1 pseudogene is annotated in these 771 nt (G+C 81.2%); it reads right to left on the bottom strand.

Features of this window, described 5'->3' with window-relative positions:
- A pseudogene (locus JNW98_RS32705) lies at positions 1-771 on the bottom strand (family 2 glycosyl transferase); the annotation flags it as partial.

Genomic DNA, 771 nt, shown 5'->3' with positions numbered 1-771 from the left:
GCGGGCCCGCGGCGGCGGCGAGGGCGACGAGCCCGGCGACGGGCTGCCGCCAGCCGAAGCTCTTGGCGGCGACCCGCTCGCGGGCCCCTTCCGCGCCGACCACGGCGGCGGCGGTCAGTGCCAGGCCGTAGACGAGGAGGGCGGGCCCGGCCCAGACCGTGTGGTTGACGAGCGCCGCGCAGAGCAGGCCGGCGAGGGCCACCGCCCAGGCGGTGCCCACCGCGGCCCGCCGGTCGGCGCGGAGCAGCGCGCCGAGCGCGGCGAGGAGGACGCCGGCGAACAGCAGCCCGCCGAAGGTCCGGGGCCCGCCGGGGTCGCCGGTCAGCAGGTGCAGCGGCGCGTCGGTGCCGCCGCCGTACTCCGTGCCCGCCTCGGCGAGGAAGCGGCCGGGGTCGGTGAACAGCCCGAGCGACCAGGGGGCGAGGGCGAGGAGCGGGGTGGCCGCGACGGCGAGCAGCGCGAGCGCGTGCGGGACGAGGAGGCCGCCCCGGGCGCGCAGGGCGAGGACGCCGAGGCCGAGCGCGACGGCGAGCGGCCACACCACCGGGGTGAACGCGGTGGCGACGGTCAGGAGCAGGGCGTACGTCCAGACGGCCCGCCACACCGGCCGGGCGCCCGGCGAGCGGAACCCGCCGGCGGCGACGGCGGCCCGGGCGGCGAGCGGCAGCAGGACGGCAAGGACGGCGGTGCCCAGCCGGCCCGTCGCGAGGGCGCCGGTGACGGCGGGCAGGAACGCGTAGGCGACGCTGCCCCAGGCCCGCAGCGGCCTGG

The organism is Streptomyces huiliensis, assembly GCF_020037025.1.
GTDB lineage: Bacteria > Actinomycetota > Actinomycetes > Streptomycetales > Streptomycetaceae > Streptomyces > Streptomyces huiliensis.
The sequence above is the reverse complement of the archived record's forward strand: the minus strand, read 5'-3'. Positions and strand labels throughout refer to the sequence as shown.